This window comes from Arthrobacter sp. GmRoot5-12, assembly GCF_059739365.1.
Genome location: NZ_AP046056.1, coordinates 401,671 through 420,988 on the forward strand (window position 1 = coordinate 401,671; position 19,318 = coordinate 420,988).

Consider the following 19,318-nt stretch of genomic DNA (forward strand, 5'->3'; position numbering starts at 1 on the left):
CTCAAGGAAAACAGTCAGGAACAATCAAGAAACGGTATGGACCTACCGCTCCCTGGCTCCGGCCCGCCACACAGCGTACGTCAATGGCATGCCGGGACGGTAAGCGAGATGCGTTGCGGACGGGGCGTTGAGCAGGTGCAGGTCGGCGCGGTGCCCGACGGCGATGGACCCCACGGCGCGTTCACCGTCCGCATCGCGCCCGCTTTCCTTATGCAACGCCAGTGCGCCGCCATAGGTGGCCGCGCGGACGGCCTCATGCACGCTCAGGTGCATCTGGAGGACGGCGGTGGTGACGCAGAATGCCATGGAACTTGTATACGACGTTCCGGGATTGCAGTTGGAAGCGAGCGCCACCTGCACACCGGCGTCGAGAAGCGTGCGGGCCGGGGCCAGCGGCTGGCGGGTTGAGAGGTCGCAGGCCGGGAGGCAGGTGGCCACAGTGCCCCGCTCGCCTGAGCCGGTGGCGGGGTCCCACCCGGACCAGGAAGCCGCAAGGGACTTCACGTCCTGCCCGGCCAGGTAGTTGACGTGGTCCACGCTGGCGGCAGCCATCTCCACGGCAAGCTGCACGCCGGGGCCCTCACCCAGCTGGTTGCCGTGCACGCGCAGGCCCAGTCCGGCGTCGCGGCAGGCCGTCAGCACGCGGCGGGACTGTTCGGCTGTAAACGCGCCCTCCTCGCAGAAAACGTCGGCCCACTGGACGTAGGGGCGGACGGCATCAAGCATCGGTCCGCAGACCAGGTCTGTGTACTCCTCCGGGTCCTGTCCGGCAGGAACCAGGTGGGCGCCCAGGTAGGTCACCTGGTCCGCCACGCCGGCGGCGATACGCGCGCTGCGGGCCTCGTTCCCGATATCCAGGCCGTAGCCGGTCTTCGTTTCCAAGTAAGTGGTTCCCTGCGAGACTGCCTCGGCAACCCGGCCCATGGCCAGGCGGGTGAGGTCAAAGTCCGACGTGGCACGCGTGGCGTTCATGGTGACGGCGATGCCTCCGGCAGCGTACGCCTCCCCCGCCATCCGTGCTTCGAATTCCGCGGTACGGTCCCCGGCGAACAGCAGGTGGCTGTGGGAGTCCACCCATCCGGGGAGCATGGCGCGGCCGCCGGCGTCGATGGCTTCGTCCGCCGCCGGGGCCTCGGCCGCGGCGCCGATCCACGAGATCCGTTCGCCCTCGACCACTACCGCCGCGTCCTTCAGGACCCGGTGTTCAAGGTCCTGGGTCATCAGCTCGGCAATATTGGTGATCAGGGTGCTCATTGAACCATTCTTCAGCGTCGGATGGACCAGCGGCTGGCAGCAAGGGCCCGCGCTGTCCGGGATTCCGGACCGTCGGCGGCGGCACCTCCGGACGCTCCCTGGCCGGCGAGGATCTGGTCAGCCGCCAGCTCAGCCATCGCAGCGGATGTCTGGAAGCCGTAGCCGCCCTGCCCCACGAGCCAGTAGAAGCCGGGGGCTTCGGCATCGAAGCCCGCCACCGGAACCCCGTCGGCGGCCTCAGTGCGCAGGCCGGTCCAGGCGCGGCGGATTCCCGTGATTCCCAGGCTGGTGATGGAGTTCAGCTTTTCCACCAGGCGCTCCACGTCGCCTGGCCGGGGCCGCGCGTCCTCGGGGCCACTGGGCACGGTTTCGGACGGCGAAACCAGGACGTCGTCACCGTCAGGGCGGAAGTAGAAGGTATTGTCCGCTGCCGCCACCATCGGGGTGGCGGCAGGCAGGGGGCGTTCGACGGCGGCAATCGCCGCAGTGCGCCGGTACGGCTGCAGCCCCAGCTTCTCGACGCCGCTGATCACTGCGAGCTCATCAGCCCATGCCCCGGCTGCATTGACCAGGACGCCGGCTTCAAAGCCCTCGGCCCCGGCACCTACCTGCCATCCGGAACCCAGCCGTTGCGCCGAATGCACCCGTGCGCCGGTGATGATATCGGCTCCGGCCTCGAGTGCCTGCTTGCGGTGCGTGTCCAGGAGCAGGGGCGCGTTGCAGCCAAACGAGCCAGTATCCAGTCCGGCGGCGGCGAAGGTTCCCGGGAGCAGGGCCGGGCACAGCTCAAGCGCGCGGTCAACGGCGATGGGCTGCATGTGCCCGCTGGATTCCGCGGCAACATCGGCCTCGGAGCCGATCAGCATGAAGCTGCGCGGCGTCAGGACCGGTTCCGGCAGTTCCGCGTCCCGCGCCGCGATCAGTTCCAGGGTCCGGAGCGTGAGTTCCTGCACCACGGGAGGGCCGTAGCTCGGGATCAGCTGCCGGGCGGAGCGGGAGGACGTGTGGTACGCCAGCTCCTGCTCCGCCTCCACCAGTGCCACGCTGCAGCGGCCGGCCAGCGCGGAGGCCAGGGACAGGCCGGCAATGCCGCCGCCCACGATCAGGACATCGTAATGTGCTGCCATCCGTCCATCCTTGCAGAGTTCGTGGCCGGTGGAACTTTCGTCAGGCTGCTGCCTCGGCACGGCTGGCGACGAAGGCACGAACGCACGCTTCGACGTCGTCCGCTGAATGGGCGGCGGACAGCTGCACCCGGATCCTCGCGGCACCGCGCGGAACCACGGGGAAGCTGAAGGCAGTGACGAAGACGCCGTGCTGCAGCATCCGGTCGGCAACCTTGGCGGCCATCACGGCATCGCCGAACATCACCGGCACGATGGCGTGTTCGCCGGGCAGCAGGTCGAAGCCCTCCCCGGTCATGCGGCGGCGGAACAGTTCGGCGTTTTCGAAGAGACGGCGGCGCAGGTCGGCCGAGTTTTCCACCAGGTCCAGAGCCTTGAGGGTGGCGGCCACAATGGCGGGAGCCACCGAGTTGGAGAACAGGTAGGGGCGCGCCTTCTGCCGCAGCATGGCAATGATCTCCCTGCGGCCGGACACGTAGCCGCCTGACGCCCCGCCCAGGGCCTTGCCGAAGGTGCCGGTGTAGATGTCCACGCGGGAGGACACGCCGGCGTGTTCGGGGGTGCCCGCGCCGGTGGCGCCCATGAAGCCCACGGCGTGGGAGTCGTCCACCATCACCAGGGCGCCGTACTTTTCGGCGAGGTCGCAGATGGCCTCCAGCGGAGCCAGGTAGCCGTCCATTGAAAACACGCCGTCGGTGACGATGATCTTCCGGCGGGCGTCCTGCGCCTCCTGCAGGCGGGCCTCGAGCTCGGCCATGTCCTGGTTGGCGTAGCGGTAGCGGCGCGCCTTGCACAGCCGGATGCCGTCGATGATGGAAGCGTGGTTGAGGGCGTCCGAAATGACCGCATCCTCGGACCCGAAGAGGGATTCGAAGACGCCGCCATTGGCGTCAAAGCAGCTTGAGAACAGGATGGTGTCCTCGGTACCCAGGAAAGCGGAAACCCTGGCCTCAAGTTTGAGGTGCAGGTCCTGGGTTCCGCAGATGAAACGGACACTGGCCATGCCGAAGCCGCGCTCATCCATGGCGGCCTTGGCGGCATTGATGATGTCCGGGTGGTCGGCCAGGCCCAGGTAGTTGTTGGCGCAGAAGTTCAGCACGTCGGCACCCGGCGCGCCGATCTGTCCGGCGGTGATGTGGCTGGACTGCGGCGAGCTGATGCTGCGTTCGGTCTTGTAGAGCCCGGCGGTGCGGATTTCCTCCAGCTCGTCGCGAAGCTGGTCCTTGATGGAGGTGTACATGGGTTTCCTTACAGTCGGGTCCAGTCGAGGACTACTTTGCCGCCCACGCCGCTGCGGGCAATGTCGAAGCCCTTCTCCCAGTCCGTGGCGGGAAGCGTGTCCGTGACCACGGCGGAGATGCCCGCATGGAGCACGGGGTTGGATGAGAGCATGGCGCTCATGGCGTACCAGGTTTCGTACATTTCCCGGCCATAGATGCCCTTCAGGGTCAGCATGTGGGTGACCACTTTGCCCCAGTCGATGATGATTTCCTGGCTGGGCAGCCCCAGCATGGCGATCCGGCCGCCGTGGTTCATGTTGTCGATCATCTCAGGCAGGGCGGAGGGGTGGCCGGACATTTCCATTCCGACGTCGAAGCCTTCGCGCATGCCGAGCTCGCGCTGGGCGTCGCGGACCCGCGTGGTGGAGACGTCGATGGCGAGGTCGGCCCCGAGCTGCCGGGCCAGGTCCAGCCGGGGCCGGGAGACGTCGGTGATGGCGATCTTGCGGGCTCCGGCGTGGCGGGCGACGGCGACTGCCATCAGGCCAATGGGGCCGGCCCCGGTGATGAGGACGTCCTCCCCCACCAGCGGGAAGCTCAGTGCGGTGTGCACGGCGTTGCCGAAGGGGTCGAAGATGGCGCCAAGTTCGGGCGTGACGGAGGGGTCGTGGTGGACCCACGCGTTGGTCTCGGGGATCACCACGTACTCGGCGAAAGCCCCGTCGCGCTGGACCCCCACGCTGACCGTGTGGATGCACATCTGGCGGCGTCCTGCGCGGCAGTTCCGGCAAATGCCGCACACCACGTGGCCTTCCCCGGAGACCCTGTCGCCAACCTTGACTTCGCGGACGTCTTCGCCCACCTCCACCACTTCGCCGTAGAACTCGTGGCCGGCGATGAGGGGCGCTTCGATGATCCCCTGGGCCCAGGAGTCCCAGGACTGGATGTGCAGGTCCGTGCCGCAGATCCCGGTGGTCATAACCCGGATCTTCACGTCCGCCGGACCGGCCTCCGGCTCGGGCCTGTCGACGAGTTCGAATCCGGCCTGCGGGCCGGGCTTGTACAGGGCCTTCATTGGCGTCCTTACTTCTTGGCATTCAGATCTGGAGGTCTTGTCCTCCTCATTGAAGCCTCGGCAAAGCGTTAGCACAACAGGAATTTTCTCAATCAACGATTTAGGAATTGCTAATGATTAGACTGGCGGGGTGGAGATACATCAGCTGGAGATCCTGCGTGAACTGGGCGCGTTGGGGAGCGTGAAGGCCGTAGCAGACACCCTCATGGTGACCCCGTCTGCGGTCTCGCAGCAACTGGCCCACCTGCAGCGCACAGTCGAGGTGCCGCTGACACGCAAGGAGGGCCGGAACCTGGTGCTCACGGAAGCCGGCCAAGTGCTCGCCGACGCAGGCGCCGCCGTCGTCAGCGCCATGGCCGACGCCCGCGGAGCCCTGGGCACCTACCACCACTCGCCGGCTGGCCGGGTGACGCTCAGCGGCTTCCACAGTGCCGGGCAGGCGCTGTTCGCGCAGCTGGCACGGATGCTGGACCGGCCGGAACACCCCCGGATCGAACTGTCCGATGAGGATGTTGCCCAGCAGGACTTCCCTGCCCTCACCGCCCGGTACGACCTGGTCCTGGCGCACCGCATGGACCACAGTCCCCGCTGGCCCGCGGAACGCGTGGCCGTGATCCCGCTGGCGCACGAGCCCCTGGACGTGGCCCTGCCCGCCGGCCACCCGTTGGCCCAAAAAAGTACGGTCACGGCGGACGACGTCGGCGCCGAGGCCTGGGTGACCAGCCACCCCGGCTACTCCCCCGCCGATGTCCTGTCTGCCGTCGCTGCCGTGTCCAGCCGGGAGCCAAACATCGTCCACCGCATCAACGACTACTTCACGGTGGCGGCGCTCGTGGCCGCGGGCGGCGTGGTGGGGCTGCTGCCCAGGTACACGGCAGGGCCGGTCCTGAATCCGGGCATTGTGCTGCGGCCCCTGGAAGGCATCAGCACGCGCCGCAGGATAGACCTGCTGGCCAGGCCGGAAAACCTGAAACGGCGGGCGGTGGTGATGGTCTGCGAGGCGCTGGAGGACATCATGGCCGGGCTGGTGCGGCAGGGCTGACCTGGGCTCAACCCGCGCTGGAGGGGCAGCTCAAGGGGCAACCGGACGCTATGCCCCTTCGTCGTCCTGGTGGTTCCCCTTGCCCATCTTGTGTCCAAGGCCGTGGCCGCGTCCCAATCCAAGGCCAGGCCCGTCACCGGCACCCTTCACGATCCGTTTGGCTGCTGCCTTGTCCCCGTCCTTGGTGCCGGAGATGCGTACTGTGTCCCCGGCGGCGATGTCTGCGGTGGTTCCGTCCGTCGGCTTAAGCTGCTTGCCGTCGTCGCCTGTTGGAAACATGGTGATCCTGGTATCGGCGTTGACGGCGTAGGTCTGGGAGTAGCCGTCCTCGCTTTTGACGGTGATGGCCGAATCGCTGACCGATTCCACCGTCCCACGCTGTTCCAGGACGGTCTGGAACGTGCCGTCGGCGTTCTTGACCACGCCCTCGCCGTGGAGTGCCTGCGGACGCTGGGCCTTCTTGTCCTGCTTGTCCTGCTGGTCCTTCTTGTCCTGCTGGCCGGGTGCAGTGTCTTTGCCGGGCGCAGTGTCTTTGCCTGGTGCCGTTTGCGAGGGCGACGGCGTCGGCGTGCCCGTGGCGGACCACGCCAGGGCCGTCCCTGTACCCGTCAACGCCAGTGCCACTGCCCCGGCAAGCAATGCCTTGCGCGCCCTCATCGGTTCCCTTGCCACCATGGTTGTTCCTCCCGCACGCCGCCGGGGCACCAGCGCCCCGTGGGCTCAAGTGTAAGTCCGCCGCGGACGCGCAGCCACGGGTACTTTCAGCCGGCGGCACCTGAGTACTTAAAGCCCAACTGGGTCGCAGTTAATGTCGTTATCAGCGCTCAAAACGACATCTGCTGCGACCCAGTTGGGTATGGGAGTGCTAGACGGTGACGCCCAGCTTCTCCAGGATCAGTTCCCGGACGCGGGCGGCGTCAGCCTGCCCGCGGGTGGCCTTCATGACCCCGCCCACGATGGCGCCGATGGCCTGGACCTTACCGCCGCGGATCTTGTCCGCGACGTCGGGCTGGGCAGCGAGTGCGGCATCGATGGCTTCCAGGAGGGGGCCGTCGTCGGAAACCACGGCGAGTCCGCGCTTCTCGACGATCTCTTCGGGGGTGCCTTCGCCGGCGAGCACGCCGTCCAGCACTTCCGTTGCCATCTTGTTGTTGATCTTGCCGGCCTCCACCATGCGGTTGAGCTCCACGATGGTGGCAGGCTGGACGCCCAGCTGGCCGGGGTCGACGTCGGCGGCCTTGGCGCGGCCCACGATCTCGCCCATCCACCACTTGCGGGCCACGGACGCGGACGCGCCGGCCGCGATGGTTTCCTCAATCTCGTCCAGGACGCCGGCGTTCACCACGTCGCGGAATTCCAGGTCAGAATAGCCCCAGTCGGCCTTAAGCCGCTTGCGGCGCTCGGCCGGCGGTTCTGGCAGCGTGGCGCGCAGTTCCTCCACCCATTCACGGGACGCCACCACGGGGACCAGGTCCGGTTCCGGGAAGTAGCGGTAGTCGTCCGCGTCCGATTTGGGCCGGCCCGACGTGGTGGTGCGGGTGTCCTCGTGCCAGTGCCGGGTCTCCTGGACCACGGGATTGCCGGAGTCCAGGACGGCGGCGTGGCGCTGGATCTCGTAGCGGACGGCGTGCTCGACGGCGCGCAGCGAGTTCACGTTCTTGGTTTCGGACCGGATACCGAACCGTTCCCGGCCGTGCGGGCGGAGCGAGACGTTGGCGTCGCACCGCACGTTGCCGCGTTCCATGCGGGCATCGGAGACGCCAAGGTTCTTGACGATCTCGCGGATGGCGGCCACGTAGGCCTTGGCCAGTTCCGGGGCGCGGGAGCCGGCGCCCTCGATGGGCTTGGTGACGATTTCCACCAGCGGGACGCCGGCACGGTTGTAGTCCACCAGCGAAAAGTCGGCGCCGTGGATGCGGCCGGTGGCACCGCCCATATGGGTCAGCTTTCCGGCGTCCTCCTCCATGTGAGCGCGCTCGATCTCCACGCGGAACACGGTGCCGTCCTCCAGTTCCACGTCCAGGTAGCCGTCGTACGCGATGGGCTCGTCGTACTGGGAGGTCTGGAAGTTCTTGGGGGTGTCCGGGTAGAAGTAGTTCTTCCGGGCAAAGCGGCAGGATTCGGCGATCTTGCAGTTCAGCGCCAGGCCGATCTTGATGGAGGACTCCACCGCCGTCTTGTTGACCACGGGCAGCACGCCGGGCATGCCCAGGTCCACCTCGTTGACGTTGGTGTTGGGCTCGTCGCCGAAAACGTTGGGTGCGGAGGAGAACATCTTGGTCTTGGTGTTGAGCTCCACGTGGACCTCAAAGCCCAGGACGGGGTCGTACTTCTCCATGGCCTCTTCGAAGCTCAGGATTGCCTCGGTGTTCATTATTTTGCCTCCTGGGCTTCGAGGGTACCGGCTGCGGCAAGGTCGGGAGCCTGGGCCAGCAGCGGGCCGCCCCACTTGGCTTCGAGCAGCGATTCCAGGACCGCGCCAACCCGGTAAAGGCGGGCGTCCTCGCGGGCCGGGGCCAGCAGCTGGATGCCGACGGGAAGTCCGTCCTCGTCGGCCAGGCCGCCGGGCAGTGACAGGCCGGGAACACCTGCCAGGTTGGCGGGGATGGTGGCGACGTCGTTCAGGTACATGGCCAGCGGATCGTCCAGCTTTTCCCCGAGCGGGAAGGCCGTGGTGGGGGCGGTGGGTGAAATCAGGACGTCGGCCTGTTCAAAGGCGGCGTCAAAGTCCCGCTGCACCAGGGTGCGGACCTTCTGGGCCGAGCCGTAGTAGGCGTCGTAGTAGCCGGCGGACAGGGCGTAGGTGCCCAGGATGATGCGGCGCTTGACCTCGTCGCCGAACCCGGCGGCGCGGGTGGCACCCATGACGCGTTCAATGGTCATGGGCCCGTCCTCGGGGAGGACGCGCAGGCCGTACCGGACGCCGTCGAACTTGGCCAGGTTGGAAGAGGCCTCGGACGGCATGATCAGGTAGTAGGCGCCCAGGGCGTACTGGAAGTTGGGGCAGGAGACCTCCACGATCTCCGCGCCGGCATCCTTGAGCAGCTCCAGGGCGTCGTTGAAGCGGTTTTCGACGCCGGCCTGGTAGCCCTCGCCGTGAAGTTCCTTGATGATGCCGATCCGCAGGCCATCGACGTTGCCGGTCTTCGCGGCAGCCACGAGGTCTGCCAAGGGGTCCGGCAGCGACGTGGAGTCGCGGGGATCGTGGCCGCCGATGACCTGGTGCAGCAGGGCGGAGTCCAGCACGGTGCGGGTGACCGGGCCGATCTGGTCCAGCGAGGAGGCCATGGCGATGGCACCGTAGCGGGAGACGCTGCCGTAGGTGGGCTTCACCCCAACGGTTCCCGTGACGGCACCGGGCTGGCGGATGGAGCCACCGGTGTCCGTTCCCAGGGCGAGAGGCGCTTCGAAGGCGGCAACCGCCGCAGCCGAGCCACCGCCGGAGCCGCCGGGGATCCGGTCCAGGTCCCAGGGGTTGCGGGTGGGGCCGTAGGCCGAGTGCTCGGTGGAGGAGCCCATGGCGAATTCGTCCAGGTTGGTCTTGCCAAGGATGGGCATCTTCGCGGCGCGCAGGCGCTCCACCACGGTGGCGTCGTACGGGCTGTGCCAGCCTTCGAGGATTTTGGACCCTGCAGTGGTGGGCTGGCCGATGGTGACGATGAGGTCCTTGACGGCGATGGGGACGCCGGCCAGGACGTGCAGGGCCTGGGCCTCAGCACCGCCGGCGGCGCGGATGGCGTCCACCTCGGCGGCGACGGCGAGCGCTTCCTCGGCGTTGACGTGCAGGAAGGCGTTGACCTTGCCGTCGACGGCGGCGATGCGGTCCAGGTAGGCCTGGGTAACTTCGACGGCGGTGACCTCGCCGGCGTGGAGCTTTTCGGCCAGCTGCGCGGCGGACAGGCGGATCAGGGTGTCGGCGCTGGTGCCGGCGGTGTTGTGTTCAGTCATGGTTATGCCTCATCCAGGATGGCCGGGACCTTGAAACGGTTGTCATCGGAATCCGGGGCGCCGGAGAGTGCCTGTTCCGCCGTGAAGGTGTGTCCAACAACGTCGTCGCGGAACACGTTGGTGAGCGGAATGGGGTGGGACGTGGCCGGGACGTCATCCCCGGCGGCCTCACTGACGGACTTGACCGAATCGACGATGACGGCGAGCTCGCCGGCCATCCTGTCCAGCTCTTCGGCACTCATCTCGATGTGAGCGAGCCGCGCGAGATGCGCGACGTCGTCACGGTTGATCTCAGCCATGGATCTCCCCTGCAAAGTTCGGATTGTTTTCCGATCCAGTCTAGTGCGGAAACGCAGATGCCCGTCTGACGGCCCCCAGCGGGCGTCAGACGGGCACCTTACCTACCCGGTCCTGCCTCGGGGACAGGAGCGCGGGCAGCTAAAGACTAACCGATACCAATGGCTCCAGTCAGCAGCCCGACGCCGAGCATTACCAGGGAGATGACGGCAGTGCGCCACAGGACCTTCTTGTGATGGTCACCGAGGTCCACCTTGGCCAGCGAAACCAGCAGCAGGATGGCAGGGACCAGCGGGCTCTGCAGGTGGAACGGCTGGCCGGTGATGGAGGCACGGGCCATGTCAGCGGCGCCAACGCCGTAGTGGGCGGCGGTCTCGCTCAGCACCGGCAGGACGCCGAAGTAGAAGGCGTCGTTGCTCATGAAGAACGTCATGGGGATGCTCAGGATGCCGGTGATGACCGCCATGAACGGGCCCATGGAGGACGGGATGATCTGGACCAGCCATGCGGACATCGCTTCCACCATGCCCGTGCCCTTGAGGACGCCGGTGAGGACGGCTGCGGCCATGACCATGCTGACCACGGCAACGATGGAGGGGGCGTGGGCGATCAGCTGGGCGCCCTGGTCCTTGACCTTGGGGAAGTTGACCAGCAGGGCGACTGCGGCCCCCACCATGAAGACGAACGGCAGCGGGATGATGTTGGCTACGAGCACCACCATGACGGCGACGGTCAGGGCCAGGTTGAACCAAAACAGCTTGGGGCGAAGGGTGGAGCGGTTCGGGTCAAGGGCGGTGTCGGTGAGTCCGGCGCCGCTGTCCTCAATGAGGGTGTCGGCGCGGTCCAGTACGGCCACGGAGGATCCTGCCGGGGAGCCGTCGACGGCGGGGGCTGCTCCGCCGGGGTTGCCCCGGCGTCCGCGGCCGGTTCCGGCACCCGTGCCGCCGGTTCCGCCGGCGGAGGCACCGCCGGCGGACATTCCGTCAAACCCTGCCGCCGTCTCCGGGACGCCCCAGATTTCCGGAGCGGTGGCACGGAGGCGGTTGCGCTCCTGCAGGCCCAGCAGCCAGGCGAAGGCGAACACGACCACCAGGCCGGCCACCAGGGACGGGATCATGGGGACGAAGACGTCATTGACGTCGATCTTCAGGGCGGTGGCGGCGCGGGCGGTGGGGCCGCCCCACGGCAGGATGTTCATGGTGCCGTTGGCCAGGCCGGCCACGCAGGTGAGGACCACGGGGCTCATCTTGAGGCGCAGGTAGACCGGCAGCATGGCGGCCGTGGTGAGGATGAACGTGGTGGACCCGTCGCCATCCAGCGACACGGCGGCCGCCAGGATGGCGGTGCCCAGGACAACCTTGGCGGGGTCGTTGCCCAGCTTGCGGAGGATGAACTTCACCAGCGGGTCAAAGAGCCCGACGTCGATCATCAGGCCGAAGTAGATGATGGCGAACATCAGCAGCGCCGCGGTGGAGGTCATGGACTTCATGGAGTCCATCACCATGTCGCCGATGCCGAGGCCGGCACCGGCAAAAAGGCCAAAAACAGTAGGGACAATGATCAACGCCAGCACTGGCGTCAACTTCTTCGTCATGATCAGCACCATGAATACCGCGATCATGGCGAATCCAAGTATTACCAGCACAGCCGGCTCCTTCTTGTGAACAGCACCACAGCGTTGTGATGCGTGCTACAGACTGTAGGGTGGCGTCCGTCACGGCAGTGCCTTTGGCTCAATTGATTGGCATACTGCTTATTGGGAGCATTTTGCTCATTGTGCTCACGGGCCTGATGCGCTGAAACCACCGGCTCGGCCGCACCCGCATCCTACGCAAATACACCCCTGCCAATACACTGCCAATACACCGTCAAGGAGGATGAATGCAGCGTTCCGCACCCCGGCCGCCGCTGCGGTTTTCCACCCAGACGCTGCTGCTGCAGCTGGCGGTGGTGCTGCTGGTGGTGCTGCTCAGCGCCACCGTGCATGCCTGGCTGACGTACGACCGGGTTGGCAGCGACGCCGAAAACCAGGCCCTGACGCTGGCGCGCACCGTTGCCTCGGATCCGCAGGTCAGGGCCGACGTGCTGGCCATCAGTGAACAGCCCGGCACTCCCCCGCCCGGCGAGCTTCTGGCCGGGCCGCTCCAGTCAGCAGCCGAGGCAGCGCGGACCCGGACCGGAGCGCTGTTCGTGGTGATCACCGACGAAACCGGGATCAGGCTGGCCCATCCCGATCCCCAGCGGCTGGGTGAGAAAGTCAGCACGGACCCGTCCGAGGCGCTGTCCGGCCAGGAAATCACCACCCGGAACACCGGAACCCTGGGCCCCTCCGCGGGCGCCAAGGTTCCCGTGTATGCGCCCGGCAGCACCACGGTGGTGGGTGAGGTGAGCGTGGGCTACTCCATGGAGACGGTGGCCCAGAGCGTGGCCCGCGACATCGGGCCGGTGGCGCTGACGGCCGCGGGTGCCCTGCTGGCCGGGATCCTGGGGTCCTTCCTGCTGCGCCGCCGCCTGCAGCGGCTCACCCTTGGCCTGGAGCCGGAAGAGATCAGCACGCTGGTCCACGACCAGGTGGCGGTGCTGCAGGGCGTGGACGACGGCGTCATCGGCGTCAGTGCCGACGGCCGGGTGAGCGTCTTCAACGCCGCGGCGCAGCGCCTGCTGGAGTTGCCGGATCTGTCCGGCACCCGCTGGGAGGATGCCCCGGTTCCGGAGCAGCTGAAGTCCCTTACGCGGACCGCGGCCGGCGCTGTGGCAGTTCCAGGCGCTGTGGCAGTTCCAGGCACTGTGGCAGTTCCAGGCGCTGTGACTGCTGCAAACTCCGCCGGTCCGGCCGTGGATGCGCTGGAACTGGTGGCCGGTGGCCGGGTCCTGGTGGCGAACGCCCGCAAGGCGCTGCACCGCCGGGAGGACCTGGGCTGGGTGATCATGCTGCGGGACCGCACCGAGCTGCAGCAGCTGACCCGCCAGTTGGACGCCGTGGGAACCATGTCCACCGCACTGCGTGCCCAGCGGCACGAGTTCGCCAACCAGCTGCACACCCTGGCCGGCTTCCTGGGCATCGGGCAGCACCAGGAGGCACGGGACTACCTTGCCCGGTTGGCCGCCACCGGTCCGCTGAAGTTCCCGGTGGACCAGGCGGAACTGTTACAGGACCCGTATCTCCAGGCCTTCGTCGGCGCCAAGGGCGTGGAGGCGGACGAGCGCGGCGTTGCGCTCCGCATCGGCCCGGAGACCCTGGTCAGGGGGCAGGTCACCGAAGCCCAGGACGTGACCACGGTGCTGGGCAACCTGATCGACAACGCCGTCAACGCCGCCGTTGCCGGGTCATCAACGGAGCGCTGGGTTGAGCTTGAGGTCCTGGATGAGCCGGCCGACGACGGCGGAACGCTGCATATCGTGGTGGCGGACTCGGGTGACGGGCTGGCAGAAGGCACAGACGCGGAGGGCGTGTTTGCCGAGGGTTTCACCACGGCCTCCGGCCCTGTCCGGGCAGGTGGCGGACAGGGCTTCGGACTGGCTCTCGCGCGCCAGCTGGCACGGCGCCGCGGCGGCGACGTGAAAGTGCTGGAGCGCGGAACCAAGGGCGGGCCGGGCGCCGTGTTCATGGCGACCCTTCCGCAGACGACGGCGGGAAAGCCCGCCGCCGCAACCCCGGGGGCAGCCGGAAAGGATGAGAATGGCTGACGATTTTCGGGTCCTGATCGTGGACGACGACTTCCATGTGGCCAAGCTCCACGCAACGTATGTCGACTCGGTGGCAGGGTTCCTGGCGCTGGCGCCCGTGGGCACTGCCTCCCTGGCACTGCAGGCCATCCACAGCCTGCGGCCGGACCTGGTGCTGCTGGACGTGTACCTGCCGGATGCATCGGGCCTGGACCTGCTGCAGCAACTGGATGTGGACACCATCATCCTCAGCGCCGCCTCCGATGCCTCGTCCCTCCGGGTGGCGTTCCGCCGGGGAGCGCTGGGATACCTGCTCAAGCCCTTCACTGCGGAGTCGCTGTCCCAGCAGCTGCGCTCCTATGCCCGGTACCGGCGCCTCCTGGGCCAGCCGGGGGCACTGGACCAGGAGGCGGTGGAACGTGCAAAACGTTCCCTGATTCCGGGTGATGTCACGCCGTCGTCGAAACCCCGCTCCGCCACCGAAGCGGCAGTGCTGGAGTCCCTGGCCCCCGGTGAGCAGTACTCGGCCGCGGAAGTGGCCTCCCGGGTGGGCGTCTCCCGGGCAACCGCCCAGCGGTACCTGTCCTCCCTGGCCGACGACGGCGCGGTGGACATCCAGCTCCGCTACGGCACCACCGGCAGGCCGGAACACCGGTACGGCCTGCCGGCGCGGTAGTCCAGGGAGAGCGTCAGGCAGCTTTCTGGGCGACGAGTTCGATCTCGACAAGCATCTTCGGATCCAGGAACGGCAGCACGTGGACCAGGGAGAGGGTGGGGCGGATGTCACCGAACACCTCGCCGTGCGCCCGGCCGGCCTCTTCCCATTTGCTGATGTCCGTCAGGTACAGCTTGGACTGCACCACGTGCTCGTAGCCGAAGCCGGCGTCGGCCAGGACCTTGCCGAGTTTCTGCAGGATGTACTGGGTCTGGGTGTAGAAGTCGTCCCCCACGATCCCGTCGTCACCGCTTGCCGCGGTTGCGGAAATGTAGAGGGTGTCGTCCACCTGGACGGCACGGGAGTAGCCGAGGGTCTGTTCCCAGACGGATCCGCTGCCGAAGGTTTTGCGCATGGGTGGCCTTTCAAAGCTGGAATGGGTCGCCACCACTGTAGGGCTGCTACAGGTCGCGCCGGTAAACCAGCAGTTTTGTGTCGGTTCCGGGAACGAACCAGTCCCGTTCAGCCACCCGGTGGAAGCCGGTCCTGCGGTACAGGCCGTGCGCGCTTTCCCAGTCTTTCCCCGTGGTCAGGGCCACCGCGCGGATGCCCGGAAGGGTACGGGCATAATCGATGATTGCCTCCACCATGGCCCGGCCGGCGCCGCTGCGCTGGACGGCAGGGTCCACTACCAGCATGCGGAATTCCAGCTCGTCCGGCAGGGCAATGTCCGCGTAGGGTTCCCCGGCGAGCGCCAGCGTGACGGAGCCGATGATGGTTCCCTCCCGTTCGGCTACCCAGATGGTGGCCTGTTGGGCCCGTTCAGCAACGTCCATGATCTTGACCATGTACGGATGGGCGGGGTCGTCGAAGTAGCCTGCGGAGAGATAGGAGTCGCCGGTGATCCGGGCGATGGCCGGGAAGTCGGCTTCGACGGCGGGACGGATGGTTGGCTGCTGCTGCACCCGTCAATGGTAGTGGCGGCCCGGCCCCGGTTCCGGCGGAAACGCGCTTTCCGTGATCGAACTATCAGAACCGGTGAGCAGTACCAGTGCAGTACCAGTGCAGTACCAGTGGGCAGTGCCGGTGTTGCAGAGCCAGTGTTGCAGAGCCGGCCCGGCTTCCCGCGCCGCCTAGAGCGGAAACTTGCCGCTCAGCTCCAGGCTGGCCGCGCACGTCCAGGCGTCGAGCCGCTCCTCATCGGTGGGACCGCCGTCGAGCGGGCTGGTCAGGCGTGGCCTGCGCACCCAGCAGCCGGCTTCCTCCGCGATCAGCGCCCCGGCCGAGAAATCGTGCTCGTTCAGGCCCCTCTCGCCGTAGGCGTCATGCGTTCCGTCCGCCACCATGCACAGGTCCAGGGCCGCGGAACCAAGCCGGCGGACATCGGCAAACCCATCCATCAGGGTGGCGAAGGCGGCAGCCTGCTGGGAGCGGATGCCGGGTTCGTAACTGAATCCGGTGGCCAGGATCTGCCCGGTCCGGCCCGGGACCGGGCCCTCAAGCCTGGTGGTGGTTCCGCGCTCCTCCAGCCAGGCACCCCGGCCGCGGGCGGCGTAGTAGATCCGGCCCAGCGCCGGGGCGTTGACCACGCCGGCCAGCCAGGCGCCGTCGGAGTCGGCAACAGCCACGGAGGTGGCGTAGTAGACGATGTTGCGGATGAAGTTGGTGGTGCCGTCCAGCGGGTCGATGGACCAGCGGTAGCCGGTGGGATCGGCGGGGCGGGTGGTGCCCTGTTCCTCGCCGGTGATGCTGTCCCCCGGGCGGGCCGCGGCAATGACGTCCCGCACCGCGTTTTCGGCGGCGACGTCGAAGGCCGTCACCCAGTCCCCGGCCGCCCCCTTGTTGCTGGCGTCCAGCGCGGTGCCGTCCCGGCCGGAAAGGACCCTGGCACCGGCAGCGGCTGCCTGTTTGGCGACCTCCAGCAGTTCCGATGCGGACGTCATGCGTTCTCCTCCACTGCGGCCGGTACGGCCGCTTCCCCGTTGGCGTCCCCGTCCGCTCCCGGCGCTGCCGCATCCCCCAGGGCTGTCGCATCCCCCAGGGCTGCCGGGCCGCCGTCGAGCAATTGCCGGAACCCGTCCTCGTCCAGCACTGGAATCCCCAGCTGCTCTGCTTTGTCCAGCTTGCTGCCGGCACTTTCGCCGGCCACCACGTAACTGGTGTTTTTCGAAACGGAACCGGCCGCCTTTCCGCCGCGGAGCAGGATGGCCTCCTTGGCCTCGTCGCGGCTGAAGTTGGGCAGCGAGCCGGTGACCACCACCGTCAGCCCTTCGAGCGTGCGCGGCATGGATTCGTCCCGTTCGTCCTCCATGCGCACCCCGGCGGCGGCCCAGCGGTCGATGATTTCAAGGTGCCAGTCCTCCGCGAACCATTCCTTCAGCGCGGCGGCGATGGTGGGACCCACGCCGTCCACATGGGCCAGCTCCTCCTCCGACGCTGCCCGGATGCGGTCCATGGAGCCGAACGCCTGGGCCAGGGCCCGGGACGCCCGCGGGCCCACGTGCCGGATGGACAGGGCAACCAGCACCCGCCACAGGGGCTGGGTCTTGGCCTTTTCGAGTTCCTTGAACAGCTTCTGCGTGGTGGCGGTGGGCTTGGACGGCGACTTGGCCGTGCCCTTGCTGAAGAAGTACGGCACCAGCTCGTACTCGCCGGTGGGAACGCCCTTGGTTTTCTTCTCCCTCCGGATCCGGACGCCGGCCAGGTCCTCGGGGGTGAGGTCGAACAGTCCGGCTTCGGAGGCCAGGGGCGGAACATCGGGTTCGGCCGGCTGGGTCAGCGCAATGGCCGCTTCCCAGCCCAGGGCCTCGATGTCGAAGGCGCCACGGCCCGCTACGTGGAACACCCGCTCACGAAGCTGCGACGGGCAGGACCTGGCGTTGGGGCAGCGGACATCCACGTCCCCCTCCTTGGCCGGGGCCAGCGGAGTACCGCAGGATGGACATTCGGTGGGCATCACGAAATCCCGCACGGGCGGGTCCTGCTGGTCCCGGAGGGCCAGCACCGGGCCCACGATTTCGGGGATGACGTCGCCCGCCTTCCGCAGGACCACGATGTCGCCGATCTTGACGCCTTTGGCCTTGACCACGTCCTGGTTGTGCAGGGTGGCCATTTCCACCGTGGAGCCGGCCACCTTGACCGGCTCCATGACCCCGTAGGGGGTGACGCGGCCGGTTCGGCCCACGTTGACCTGGATGTCCAGCAGCTTGGTGTGGACTTCCTCCGGCGGGTACTTGTAGGCCACGGCCCAGCGCGGAACGCGGGTGGTGTTGCCCAGGGCCCGCTGGGTGGCAAAGTCGTCCACCTTGATCACGATGCCGTCGATTTCGTGGAGCAGCTTGTGGCGCTGGTCCCCGTAGCGCTTGATGAAGCCAAGGACGTCTTCCCTGGTCTCCAGCACCTCGAAGTACGGGCTGACCGGCAGGCCCCACTCCTTGAGCAGCCCGTATGTTTCCGACTGGCTGCCGGCCGCGAGCCCCTCGCGGGCGCCGATGCCGTGGACGAACATCTTCAGCGGCCGCTTGGCCGTCTCCGCGGGGTCCTTCTGCCGCAGGGAGCCGGCGGCCGCGTTGCGGGGATTGGCCAGCGGTGCCTTGCCGGCTTCGATTAGGGCCTCGTTGAACTCCGCGAACGCCTTGGAGGGGATGAAGACCTCCCCGCGCACCTCCATTTCGGCGGGGAAACCGCTGCCGCGCAGTTCCTGCGGGATTTCCTTGATGGTGAGCAGGTTGTGGGTGATGTCCTCGCCCGTGGTTCCATCGCCGCGGGTGGCAGCCCGCACCAGTCTGCCGTCGCGGTACAGGAGGTTGACAGCAAGGCCATCGATCTTGAGTTCGGTAAGCCAGGCTGCCTTGGTGCCGCCGTCCCCGATTTTTTCGATGCTGGCCTCGGCCCGGTTGAGCCAGGCCTCAAGCTCGTCCAGCGAGAAGACGTCTTCCAGGCTGTACATCCGCTGCAGGTGCTCCACGGGCGCGAAGGCGGCGGATACTTCGCCGCCCACTTCCTGCGTTGGCGAGTCGTTGGCCACCAGTTCCGGATGCAGCGCCTCGATCTCCTCGAGGCGGCGGAAGAGGGTGTCGAACTCGGCGTCCGAAACCAGGGGTGCGTCCTCCTGGTAGTACGCGAACCGGTACTTCCGCACCAGGTCCGCGAGGTTTTCGTATTCCTCGCGGATGGCTTCGGTGGGAACGGCTTCGGGCTCGTGTGGTTCCGCGGTTCGGGTGGCGGTCTGTTCTGCGGGTCCTGGTCCTGTGCTCACAGACCTATCTTGCCTTACACCTGCGACAGCCAGCGGGCAGGGCGGCGTGAACGCTGTCAGTGCGAGCGCAGCCGGTTCCGGTTTCGGTTCCACCAGGCGAAGGCGCCCGCGGAAACGCCCACCAGCAGCGTTCCAAGGGCGATGGGCAGGAGCGCAGGTCCGCCGGGGCCCTCGTCACGGGCAGGGGCAGCAGCGGCAGCCATCCGGGCAGGCCCGGCAGTCCGGTTGACCGGGCTGTTCCAGTCCACCCCGCTGGAGGGGCCGGTCGGCGGCCGGTAGCCGGCAGCGGGTGACGTGGTTCCGGTGGCGGCCCCATCCGGGAGTTCCGCTGCCGTGGCGGGAGGCCCGGCCGGTTCGGGAGTGCCTGCCTGCGGCTGCGCGGCTGGCTCCGTTGGCTGCGGCTGGAGTGGCTGGGCGGGAGGCTCGGCGGGTGGCGCCGGCTGGGCCGGCGGCTGGGCAGCCTCCTTGGATTTGCGGGGCCGGCCGGGGTCGGGGTTGTCGGCAAGGATGGGCACGCAGACAAGACCGCAGTCTGGTGGGGCCTGGGTGCCTGCCGTCGGAGAGGGGTCCGCGGTTGCAGCCAGCGCGGGACCGGAGGGGAACAAGCCGAGGGCCAGGGCAAGGACAGCTGCTGATGCCGTCGTCGAAACAGTGCGGAGGATCGGGGCGGACGGGGTCATTGCTACCTTTCGATGCGCGCAGTCCCCCCACCGCGGCTTTCTGGTGTCCCCGGTAGTCTTCTACAACGTCCTGCGGGGCCGCAAATCCCGACGGATCGC

17 protein-coding genes are annotated in these 19,318 nt (G+C 67.7%); 3 read left to right on the forward strand and 14 right to left on the reverse strand.

Features of this window, described 5'->3' with window-relative positions:
- Nucleotides 1-42: 42 nt before the first annotated feature.
- The 4 genes from hutI to tdh are packed head-to-tail and all read right to left on the reverse strand — an operon-like array spanning nt 43 to nt 4,673.
- Nucleotides 43-1,254, reverse strand: coding sequence for an imidazolonepropionase (hutI, locus tag AC6JAM_RS01880; protein ID WP_497933879.1), 1,212 nt, complete (start codon nt 1,252-1,254; stop codon nt 43-45).
- Between the two features lie 11 nt (nt 1,255-1,265).
- Nucleotides 1,266-2,381 carry an NAD(P)/FAD-dependent oxidoreductase gene (locus tag AC6JAM_RS01885; protein WP_478222098.1) on the reverse strand — a complete coding sequence of 372 codons (1,116 nt, stop codon included), beginning with the start codon at nt 2,379-2,381 and terminating at the stop codon, nt 1,266-1,268.
- Nucleotides 2,382-2,421: 40 nt separating this feature from the next.
- Entirely contained in the window at nt 2,422-3,618 is a 1,197-nt protein-coding gene (locus tag AC6JAM_RS01890) for a glycine C-acetyltransferase (RefSeq protein ID WP_134164498.1), read from the reverse strand.
- 8 nt (nt 3,619-3,626) lie between these two features.
- Nucleotides 3,627-4,673 carry an L-threonine 3-dehydrogenase gene (gene tdh / locus AC6JAM_RS01895; protein WP_134164499.1) on the reverse strand — a complete coding sequence of 349 codons (1,047 nt, stop codon included), beginning with the start codon at nt 4,671-4,673 and terminating at the stop codon, nt 3,627-3,629.
- A gap of 130 nt (nt 4,674-4,803) precedes the next feature.
- Between tdh and AC6JAM_RS01900 the strand changes: the two genes are divergently transcribed.
- Nucleotides 4,804-5,715, forward strand: a complete 912-nt coding sequence (locus AC6JAM_RS01900; protein WP_497933880.1) for a LysR family transcriptional regulator — start codon at nt 4,804-4,806, stop codon at nt 5,713-5,715.
- A 48-nt stretch (nt 5,716-5,763) separates the two neighbouring features.
- On the opposite strand, the gene AC6JAM_RS01905 is transcribed toward AC6JAM_RS01900, so the two are convergent.
- The 5 genes from AC6JAM_RS01905 to AC6JAM_RS01925 form a co-directional block, all read right to left on the reverse strand.
- Nucleotides 5,764-6,390, reverse strand: coding sequence for a DUF5666 domain-containing protein (locus AC6JAM_RS01905; protein WP_497933881.1), 627 nt, complete (start codon nt 6,388-6,390; stop codon nt 5,764-5,766).
- Nucleotides 6,391-6,580: 190 nt separating this feature from the next.
- Nucleotides 6,581-8,089, reverse strand: a complete 1,509-nt coding sequence (gene gatB / locus AC6JAM_RS01910; RefSeq protein ID WP_018771894.1) for an Asp-tRNA(Asn)/Glu-tRNA(Gln) amidotransferase subunit GatB — start codon at nt 8,087-8,089, stop codon at nt 6,581-6,583.
- Nucleotides 8,089-9,663, reverse strand: a complete 1,575-nt coding sequence (gatA, locus tag AC6JAM_RS01915; RefSeq protein ID WP_495635515.1) for an Asp-tRNA(Asn)/Glu-tRNA(Gln) amidotransferase subunit GatA — start codon at nt 9,661-9,663, stop codon at nt 8,089-8,091. Before gatA ends, gatB begins: the two co-directional genes overlap by 1 nt.
- Nucleotides 9,664-9,665: 2 nt before the next feature.
- Nucleotides 9,666-9,962, reverse strand: coding sequence for an Asp-tRNA(Asn)/Glu-tRNA(Gln) amidotransferase subunit GatC (gene gatC / locus AC6JAM_RS01920; RefSeq protein WP_497933883.1), 297 nt, complete (start codon nt 9,960-9,962; stop codon nt 9,666-9,668).
- Nucleotides 9,963-10,108: 146 nt separating this feature from the next.
- Nucleotides 10,109-11,605 (reverse strand): CitMHS family transporter, encoded by a 1,497-nt coding sequence (locus tag AC6JAM_RS01925; RefSeq protein WP_497933884.1) that lies wholly within the window; start codon nt 11,603-11,605, stop codon nt 10,109-10,111.
- A 236-nt stretch (nt 11,606-11,841) separates the two neighbouring features.
- On the opposite strand from AC6JAM_RS01925, the gene AC6JAM_RS01930 reads away from it, so the two are divergent.
- Both AC6JAM_RS01930 and AC6JAM_RS01935 read left to right on the forward strand, forming a co-directional pair.
- Nucleotides 11,842-13,647 carry a sensor histidine kinase gene (locus AC6JAM_RS01930; RefSeq protein WP_497933886.1) on the forward strand — a complete coding sequence of 602 codons (1,806 nt, stop codon included), beginning with the start codon at nt 11,842-11,844 and terminating at the stop codon, nt 13,645-13,647.
- The gene (locus AC6JAM_RS01935; RefSeq protein ID WP_018771890.1) at nt 13,640-14,302 is read left to right on the forward strand and encodes a response regulator; all 663 of its coding nucleotides are present in this window, start codon (nt 13,640-13,642) and stop codon (nt 14,300-14,302) included. Before AC6JAM_RS01930 ends, AC6JAM_RS01935 begins: the two co-directional genes overlap by 8 nt.
- A 13-nt stretch (nt 14,303-14,315) precedes the next feature.
- Here the strand turns inward: AC6JAM_RS01935 and AC6JAM_RS01940 are convergent, their stop codons facing one another.
- From AC6JAM_RS01940 to AC6JAM_RS01960, 5 genes are all read right to left on the reverse strand, one after another.
- Complete coding sequence (locus tag AC6JAM_RS01940) at nt 14,316-14,696, reverse strand: RidA family protein (RefSeq protein WP_018771889.1); 381 nt, start codon at nt 14,694-14,696, stop codon at nt 14,316-14,318.
- A gap of 46 nt (nt 14,697-14,742) precedes the next feature.
- Nucleotides 14,743-15,246, reverse strand: a complete 504-nt coding sequence (locus AC6JAM_RS01945; protein ID WP_018771888.1) for a GNAT family N-acetyltransferase — start codon at nt 15,244-15,246, stop codon at nt 14,743-14,745.
- Between the two features lie 168 nt (nt 15,247-15,414).
- The gene (locus AC6JAM_RS01950; RefSeq protein WP_018771887.1) at nt 15,415-16,224 is read right to left on the reverse strand and encodes an inositol monophosphatase family protein; all 810 of its coding nucleotides are present in this window, start codon (nt 16,222-16,224) and stop codon (nt 15,415-15,417) included.
- Nucleotides 16,221-18,539, reverse strand: a complete 2,319-nt coding sequence (ligA, locus tag AC6JAM_RS01955) for an NAD-dependent DNA ligase LigA (RefSeq protein WP_497933888.1) — start codon at nt 18,537-18,539, stop codon at nt 16,221-16,223. The genes AC6JAM_RS01950 and ligA overlap by 4 nt, the downstream gene beginning before the upstream one ends.
- A 56-nt stretch (nt 18,540-18,595) precedes the next feature.
- On the reverse strand, nt 18,596-19,219 hold the full coding sequence (locus AC6JAM_RS01960; RefSeq protein ID WP_497933889.1) for a hypothetical protein: 624 nt from the start codon (nt 19,217-19,219) through the stop codon (nt 18,596-18,598).
- Nucleotides 19,220-19,318: the final 99 nt, after the last annotated feature.

Coding starts and splice junctions, on each gene's coding strand:
- hutI (WP_497933879.1), bottom strand. CDS start 1,254: ATGAGCACCCTGATCACCAATATTGCCGAGCTGATGACCCAGGACCTT.
- AC6JAM_RS01885 (WP_478222098.1), bottom strand. CDS start 2,381: ATGGCAGCACATTACGATGTCCTGATCGTGGGCGGCGGCATTGCCGGC.
- AC6JAM_RS01890 (WP_134164498.1), bottom strand. CDS start 3,618: ATGTACACCTCCATCAAGGACCAGCTTCGCGACGAGCTGGAGGAAATC.
- tdh (WP_134164499.1), bottom strand. CDS start 4,673: ATGAAGGCCCTGTACAAGCCCGGCCCGCAGGCCGGATTCGAACTCGTC.
- AC6JAM_RS01905 (WP_497933881.1), bottom strand. CDS start 6,390: ATGGTGGCAAGGGAACCGATGAGGGCGCGCAAGGCATTGCTTGCCGGG.
- gatB (WP_018771894.1), bottom strand. CDS start 8,089: ATGAACACCGAGGCAATCCTGAGCTTCGAAGAGGCCATGGAGAAGTAC.
- gatA (WP_495635515.1), bottom strand. CDS start 9,663: ATGACTGAACACAACACCGCCGGCACCAGCGCCGACACCCTGATCCGC.
- gatC (WP_497933883.1), bottom strand. CDS start 9,962: ATGGCTGAGATCAACCGTGACGACGTCGCGCATCTCGCGCGGCTCGCT.
- AC6JAM_RS01930 (WP_497933886.1), top strand. CDS start 11,842: ATGCAGCGTTCCGCACCCCGGCCGCCGCTGCGGTTTTCCACCCAGACG.
- AC6JAM_RS01935 (WP_018771890.1), top strand. CDS start 13,640: ATGGCTGACGATTTTCGGGTCCTGATCGTGGACGACGACTTCCATGTG.
- AC6JAM_RS01940 (WP_018771889.1), bottom strand. CDS start 14,696: ATGCGCAAAACCTTCGGCAGCGGATCCGTCTGGGAACAGACCCTCGGC.
- AC6JAM_RS01950 (WP_018771887.1), bottom strand. CDS start 16,224: ATGACGTCCGCATCGGAACTGCTGGAGGTCGCCAAACAGGCAGCCGCT.
- AC6JAM_RS01960 (WP_497933889.1), bottom strand. CDS start 19,219: ATGACCCCGTCCGCCCCGATCCTCCGCACTGTTTCGACGACGGCATCA.